Source organism: Actinoplanes awajinensis subsp. mycoplanecinus (assembly GCF_001509495.1).
Lineage (GTDB): Bacteria > Actinomycetota > Actinomycetes > Mycobacteriales > Micromonosporaceae > Actinoplanes > Actinoplanes palleronii.
The window spans coordinates 219,295-226,037 of record NZ_LLZH01000281.1; the positions used below are offsets into that span (position 1 = coordinate 219,295).

The following is a 6,743-nucleotide window of genomic DNA, read 5'->3' on the forward strand; positions in this document are numbered from 1 at the left end:
GTATGGGCTCGTAGCTCAGTTGGTAGAGCGCCGCTCTCGCACAGCGGAGGCGGCCGGTTCGAATCCGGCCGGGTCCACGTTTTTTTATGCCAGCCCTGTTAGCTCAGTGGGAGAGCAAGCGCCTGTCGAGCGCGAGGTCGCCGGTTCGATCCCGGTACGGGGCGCGGTGGAGAGTTGGCCGAGTGGCCTAAGGCGGCGGATTGCTAATCCGTAGTGCGGGTCACGACCCGTACCGAGAGTTCGAATCTCTCACTCTCCGCTCCACGGGATGTGGCGCAGCTTGGTCAGCGCACCGGTTTCGGGAACCGGGGGCCGCGGGTTCGAATCCCGCCATCCCGACGTGAACATGGAGACGACAGCCAGCGCCGCTAGCTCAATGGGTAGAGCTACTGACTCTTAATCAGTGGGTTCGGGGTTCGAGTCCCCGGCGGCGCACGGAAAGGCTTGGCGCGGTGGACGAATAGGGAGAGTCACCTGGTTTTCACCCAGGGCATGTGCGGGTTCGAATCCCGTCCGCGCTGCTGCACGTCGTACAAAATGGGGGAGCCGGCCTGGCTTCGGGAACGCCGCTGGAATCGGCGTGGCCTCGGGAGAGGCCCGTGGGTTCGAATCCCACCTCCTCCGCGTCGGTCAGCACGACAGTTCCGCCTTCGTAGCTCAGTGGAGAGAGCACGGCGTTCCGAGCGCCGGGGTCGCTGGTTCGAGTCCAGCCGGGGGCACGATGTTGGCCATCCACTGTGGGGATACCGCAGGCGAGCGTCGGGTTCTCAGCCGCCCCTCATAAGGGTGGCCCGCCCGGTTCGACACCGGGGCCTGCGACCGATGAAGTTGGCCCATGAACGGGTGCGGAACAGTCGTACGCTGGGCCGCATGGAGCTGCACTGGTGGTCGATCGAAGTATTCGACGGGCCGCGGCAGTCCGCCGCCCGCTGGCCGGATTCGTATGGGAACGCGCTGGTCGAGGCCGCCGTGACGCACGGGGCCTACGACTGGGCGTGGCATCGGCACACCTGGGGTGTGCTCTTCGAGATCGGGTTCCGCACCGACGAGCAGTTCACCGGCTTCCGTGACCTGGCCGGCGTGCGTGCCGCGCTCGACGCGGTGCCCGACCCGGTGAACGGGCTGCTGATCTATCCGGGCCGGGGTGGCAGTTCCGGGCGGGTCCAGCCCCGCCGTCCGCTGCCGAAGTCCGGTGCCGGCGCCGCGGCGCTGCCGGTCGAGCCGTCCCGCACCGAGCTGCATCTCGGACCCACGTCACCGCCCGTCACCACGGGCGGCGTCCGGGCGGCGTGAGGCGGGCCCGATGATGAGCATCGGGCCCGCCGTTTAGTCAGGCCGCCGGACGGTAGCCCGCCGGGCGGCTGGTGAACGTGCCGCGGCCGTGGGTGCGGCTGAGCAGCTGCGTCGAGTAGCCGAACAGCTCGGCGAGCGGCACGACCGCCGTCACCGCCCGTACCCCGGAGTCGGTGACCTGGCCGCGCCGGGCCGCGAGGTCACCGAGGACCGCGCCCAGCGTCTCCGCCGGAGCGCTGACCGTGACCTCCGCGACCGGTTCGAGCAACTCCATGACGCAGGCGCGCAGCGCTGTGCGCAGGCCGAACCGGCCGGCCGCGCGGAACGCCATCTCGGACGAGTCCTTCGGGTGGGTCTGCCCGTCGGTCAGTGTGACCCGCAGCCCGACCACCGGGTGACCGCCGAGCGGGCCCTCGGCGAGGGTCTCCCGGCAGCCGGCCTCGACCGCGCGGACGTACTCGGCCGGGACCCGGCCACCGGTCACCGTCGAGCCGAAGGTGAAGCCGTCGCCGGGCGCCACGTCCAGCACGACGTGCGCGTACTGGCCGGAGCCGCCGTCCTGCTTGACGTGCCGGTAGAGCAGGCCGGTCACGCCGTGCCGAACGGTCTCCCGGTACGCCACCTGGGGACGGCCCATGGTCACCGCCAGGCCGGTGCGCTGACGGAGCTTCTCGACGGCCACCTCCAGGTGCAGCTCGCCCAGTCCGGACAGCAGGGTCTGACCGGTTTCGGCGTCCATGCGTACGGTCAAGGAGGGGTCCTCCTCGGCCAGCGCGGCCAGGGCTCGCGGCAGTCGCAGCGCGTCGGGACGCGATCGCGCCTCGACCGCGACCGAGACCAGCGGATCGGTGATCCGCGCGGCCTCCAGCAGCACCGGGTTGCGCCGGGTGGCCAGCATCGCGCCGACCTGGGCGGCCTTCACCCCGGCGACGGCGACGATGTCACCGGCGGTCGCCCGGTCGATCTCGGTGTGCCGGTCGGCCTGGACCCGCAGGATGCGGGCGATGCGTTCGGTACGGCCCGCGCCCGCGTCCCACACGGTGTCTCCCTTCGTGAGCGTGCCTTCATAGACACGCAGGTAGGTGAGCCGGCCGGTGCGCGCGGTGTGCACCTTGAAGACCAGCGCGGCCAGGTCCTGCTCCGCGTTGCCGGTCGGGGCCGGCAGGTAGTCGACGATGGCGTCGAGCAGCGGCTCGATGCCCTTGTTGCGATAGGCGGAGCCGCAGAGCACGACGACCGCCTGACCGGAAAGGCTCAGGTCCCGGAGTGCGCGTCGGAGGGTCGTGTCCGAGATATCCCCCAATTCCTCCAGGGCGGCGGGGTGCAGTGCGGCGACCTGCTCCTCGAGGTGACGGCGCGCGGTCAGCGCGGAGGATGAGATGTCCGAACTCTCGGACAGCTCGCCCGCATCCCACGTCAAGGTCCGGCGGTTGACCAGGTCGACCACACCACGGAACGACCCCTCCTCACCCAGCGGAAGCTGGACGACCAGCGGAACGACCTCCAGCCGCTCCGCAATGGACGCGACCGCCGCGGACAGCGAAGCCCCGGCCCGGTCCAGCTTGTTCACGAACGCGATCCGCGGCACCCCGTACCGATCGGCCGCCCGCCACACCGCTTCGGACTGCGGCTCCACCCCGGCCACGCCGTCGAACACCGCGACCGCCCCGTCGAGGACCCGCAGCGACCGCTCCACCTCGTCGGAGAAGTCCACGTGTCCGGGAGTGTCGATCAGGTTCAACCGGTGCTCGGCCCAGTCGCAGGTCACCGCGGCCGCGAAGATGGTGATGCCGCGGTCGCGTTCCTGCTGGTCGAAGTCGGTGATGGTGGTGCCGTCGTGCACCTCGCCGCGCTTGTGGGTGGCGCCGGTGACGTAGAGGATGCGCTCGGTCAACGTGGTCTTGCCGGCGTCGACGTGCGCGAGGATGCCGAGATTGCGGACACGCATGATGGCTCGTTCTTTCGATGTCGATCGGTCGAGGGCGTGCGCCCGTCTGACCGCCGGCATCGGAGCTGCTCAGGCGATCAGGTACGGCCAGTCCCGGTGGCGCGGCCGGAACCGGGCACACCACTGAAGAGGATCAGGTCGAAACGCGACACGGGGGTCCGCATGATCGGGCTCCCCTTTCCGTCGCTGTCGCTGTCGCCTTTTTCGGGCGACCTCCGTCGAAAGATACGGAGATCGTGGATCGCGGTCGAGCGATTTACCGTGAAGGCATGCTGCCGGTCCTCATGATCATTGGCGTGGTCCGGCTCTGGACCGTCCGCGGCCCCGCCTGGACTCAGCCGATCACCGGGCCGCTGGCCGCGATCTTTCTGGTCGCGGTCTCCGGCTTCCCTCCCGGTGAGCTCGGGCTGACGACCGCCGGTTTTTGGTACGGCGTGAGCGCGGTCGCGGTGATCACCCTCGGGTACGCGATCGCGGTGCGGCTCCCGGTGGCGCGCCGATTCTTCCGCACCGACTACCCCCGCCCCCGCTACACCGCGCTCGTCGCGGTACCGCTGGCCACCGTCGTCTTCGAGGAGGTCGCGTTCCGTGGTGTGCTCTGGACGCTGATCAGCCGGGAGCACGGCACGGCCTGGGCGACCGGGGTGACCGCGGTGCTGTTCGGACTCTGGCACCTGGGCCCGGCCCGGCCGTGGACGGACGCGCTGGCCACCGGTGTGGCAGGTGTGCTGCTCGGCGTCCTGCGTGGCCTGAGTGGCGGGCTGCTGACACCGGTGCTGGCGCACTGGGCCGCGGACGGGATCGGCGTGCTTGCCGCGGCCCGGGTGGCGCGGTCACGCCGGGACGCGAGTGACACCTGCGCGCCGTGATCCGGGCGCCGCGATCGGGGGTCGCCGGAACAGGTGATCAGTGGGGAGCGCCACAGTCCGGAGCCGGATAATGGGGAGGTGAGCCGGGCTTTCGGTTCGTTACGCTCACGCCGTGACACGGCGGGCCCAGGGGGCTGAGCCCGTCAGATTCGCCCGACGATCTCGCCGCGTGGGTCCACGCGGTCTTTGGAGTTTCCTTTGAGTAGCCAAGCCCAGGCTGCGCCGGCCAAACTCGACGCCGCCGTTCTCAAAATCGCCGGGGTCGTGGTCCTCGGCGCGATCATGTCGATTCTCGACGTCACCGTGGTCAGCGTCGCGCTGCCCACCTTCCAGTCCACGTTCGGCGCCACGTATGCCGAGGTCGCCTGGACCATGACCGGCTACACGCTGGCCCTGGCCACGGTCATCCCGCTGACCGGGTGGGCGGCCGACCGGTTCGGCACCAAGCGGCTCTACATGACCGCGCTGGTGCTGTTCACCGTCGGCTCGGTGCTGTGCGCCACCGCCGACACGATCGGCCAGCTGGTCGGGTACCGGGTGCTCCAGGGCCTGGGCGGCGGCATGCTGATGCCGCTCGGCATGACGATCATGACGCGGGCGGCCGGACCGGAGCGGATCGGCCGGCTGATGGCCGTGCTCGGCATCCCGATGCTGCTCGGCCCGATCGGCGGCCCGATCCTCGGCGGCTGGCTGATCGACGTGGCCAGCTGGCACTGGATCTTCCTGATCAACGTGCCGATCGGTGCGATCGCGCTGGTCTACGCGTGGTTCGCGCTGGAGAAGGACAACCCGGAACCGTCCGAGTCGTTCGACTTCCTCGGCATGCTGATGCTCTCCCCGGGCCTGGCCTCCTTCCTGTACGGCGTCTCCTCGCTGCCCGAGGCGGGTAGCTTCTCGGCCACCAAGGTGTGGCTGCCGATGCTGCTCGGTGGCCTGCTGGTGATCGGGTTCGTGTTCTACTCGTTCAAGCCGAAGCACCCGCTGCTCGACCTGCGCCTGTTCAAGAACCGGAACCTCACCGTCTCGACGGTCACCCTGGCGGTCTTCACGATCGCGTTCATGGGCGCCGGGCTGCTCTTCCCGAGCTATTTCCTGCAGGTGCGCGGCGAGTCCACACTGCACGCCGGTCTGCTGATGGCGCCGCAGGGCATCGGCGCGATGGTCACCATGCCGATCGCCGGTGTGCTGGCCGACAAGATCCCGATCGGCCGGACGGTGCCGTTCGCGCTGCTGCTGCTCGCGGCCGGTTTCTTCACGTTCACCCAGGTGGGCACGGACACGTCGTACGTACTGCTGTGCGGTTCGCTGTTCGTGATGGGCCTGGGCATGGGCGGCACGATGATGCCGATCATGACGTCGGCGCTGAAGACGCTGACCAACCACGAGGTGGCCCGCGGTTCCACGCTGCTGAACATCATGCAGCAGATCGCCGGCTCGGTCGGCTCGGCGATGATGTCGGTGATCCTGACCAACCAGCTCAACGACTCCGCGGTCATCCCCGGCTTCACCACGCCCACCGGCGAGCCGATGACCGAGGCCGGCGCCGCGATCGCCTCGCACCAGGTCCCGCAGATCGCCGAGCAGCTCCCGCCGGACGTCCTGCAGCGCGGCTTCGAGTTCGTCGCGGACTCGTTCGCCACCACGTTCTGGGTCGGGTTCGCCCTGACCCTGGCCACGCTGATCCCGGCCTACTTCCTGCCCCGCCAGCGCCAGGCCCCGAACCTCCTGGAACCGGACGCGACCCCCGCCGCCCCGATCATCATGCACTGACCCAGCGTCCCGCCACGGAGGCGCTCCCGGTGACCATCGGGAGCGCCTCCGTCGTCTCCACCGCACCCCTCCCGCGTTCCAGCACCAAGCAGCGGCCCCGGCTGGCACTGACGGCCGTCCCAGCCCAGTCGAGGCACTCCGGAGCCCCAGCCGGGATGTGGCGGCTGGTGCTCAGGGTCGTCTCGGCGCCGTTGAGGCACCCGTGAGCGCCAGCCGCCGCGCGTCTTGGCTGGTGTTGAGGGGTGTCTCGGGCCGGTTGTGGCATTTCTGGGAGCCAGCCGCTGCATCCCGGCTGGTGCTGAGGGTTGTTTCGGCGCGGTTGAGGCGGCCGTGAGCGCCAGCTGTCGTGTCTCGGCTGGTGCTCAGGGGTGTCTCGGGTGGGTTGTGGCACCTCTAGGCGCCAGCTGTCGTGTCTTGGCTGGTGCTGAGGGGTGTCTCGGGTGGGTTGTGGCACCTCTGGGGGCCAGCCGGGCCGGTGGCGAGGCTTGTCCGCGGCTGGCGGGAAGTGTCGGTGGGGCGGTGTGTGTTCGCGATGAACTACTGCGTGCGTTTGTAGCCCCGGGTGGGCGGTGTGTGCACGCGCTGCCGGGATTGCGGCCTGCTGGCGCCCTTGCGGCGGGCGACTGCCGCATGCACAACCTGATCGCGGGGCCGCTGACGCCGCCAGCTTCGTTGAATCCCGCCGCGCCGCGCCGCGCCGCCGCCTCGCCGTGCTGCGCCGTCCCGTCCCGCCGCCGCGCCGCCGGGCCGTGCCGCGCCGCCGGGCCGTGCCGCGCCGCCGGGCCGTGCCGCGCCGCCGGGCCGTGCCGCGCCGCCGGGCCGTGCCGCGCCGCCGGGCCGCGCCGCGCCGCACCGCGCCGCAC

4 protein-coding genes and 8 tRNA genes are annotated in these 6,743 nt (G+C 70.5%); 11 read left to right on the top strand and 1 reads right to left on the bottom strand.

Annotated features, from left to right (window positions below; genetic code table 11):
- The first annotated feature begins 4 nt into the window (after positions 1-4).
- From ADL15_RS29580 to ADL15_RS29615, 9 genes are all read left to right on the top strand, one after another.
- A tRNA-Ala gene (locus ADL15_RS29580) sits at positions 5-77 on the top strand.
- A gap of 15 nt (positions 78-92) precedes the next feature.
- A tRNA-Asp gene (locus ADL15_RS29585) sits at positions 93-164 on the top strand.
- Positions 165-168: 4 nt separating this feature from the next.
- A tRNA-Ser gene (locus ADL15_RS29590) sits at positions 169-259 on the top strand.
- 5 nt (positions 260-264) lie between these two features.
- Positions 265-339, top strand: a tRNA-Pro gene (locus ADL15_RS29595).
- A 23-nt stretch (positions 340-362) separates the two neighbouring features.
- A tRNA-Lys gene (locus ADL15_RS29600) sits at positions 363-435 on the top strand.
- 11 nt (positions 436-446) lie between these two features.
- A tRNA-Glu gene (locus tag ADL15_RS29605) sits at positions 447-521 on the top strand.
- Between the two features lie 18 nt (positions 522-539).
- Positions 540-624: transfer RNA gene (locus tag ADL15_RS53330), tRNA-OTHER, on the top strand.
- A 22-nt stretch (positions 625-646) separates the two neighbouring features.
- Positions 647-719, top strand: a tRNA-Arg gene (locus ADL15_RS29610).
- 151 nt (positions 720-870) lie between these two features.
- The gene (locus ADL15_RS29615; RefSeq protein ID WP_067698011.1) at positions 871-1,293 is read left to right on the top strand and encodes a hypothetical protein; all 423 of its coding nucleotides are present in this window, start codon (positions 871-873) and stop codon (positions 1,291-1,293) included.
- 37 nt (positions 1,294-1,330) lie between these two features.
- Here the strand turns inward: ADL15_RS29615 and fusA are convergent, their stop codons facing one another.
- Positions 1,331-3,301, bottom strand: a complete 1,971-nt coding sequence (fusA, locus tag ADL15_RS29620) for an elongation factor G (protein ID WP_269748392.1) — start codon at positions 3,299-3,301, stop codon at positions 1,331-1,333.
- 209 nt (positions 3,302-3,510) lie between these two features.
- Here fusA and ADL15_RS29625 point away from each other — a divergent pair, with 209 nt between their 5' ends.
- On the top strand, positions 3,511-4,110 hold the full coding sequence (locus ADL15_RS29625) for a CPBP family intramembrane glutamic endopeptidase (RefSeq protein WP_067698015.1): 600 nt from the start codon (positions 3,511-3,513) through the stop codon (positions 4,108-4,110).
- Between the two features lie 198 nt (positions 4,111-4,308).
- A complete protein-coding gene (locus ADL15_RS29630; RefSeq protein ID WP_067698017.1) occupies positions 4,309-5,880 on the top strand; it encodes a DHA2 family efflux MFS transporter permease subunit in 1,572 nt (523 codons plus the stop codon).
- Positions 5,881-6,743 lie beyond the last annotated feature (863 nt).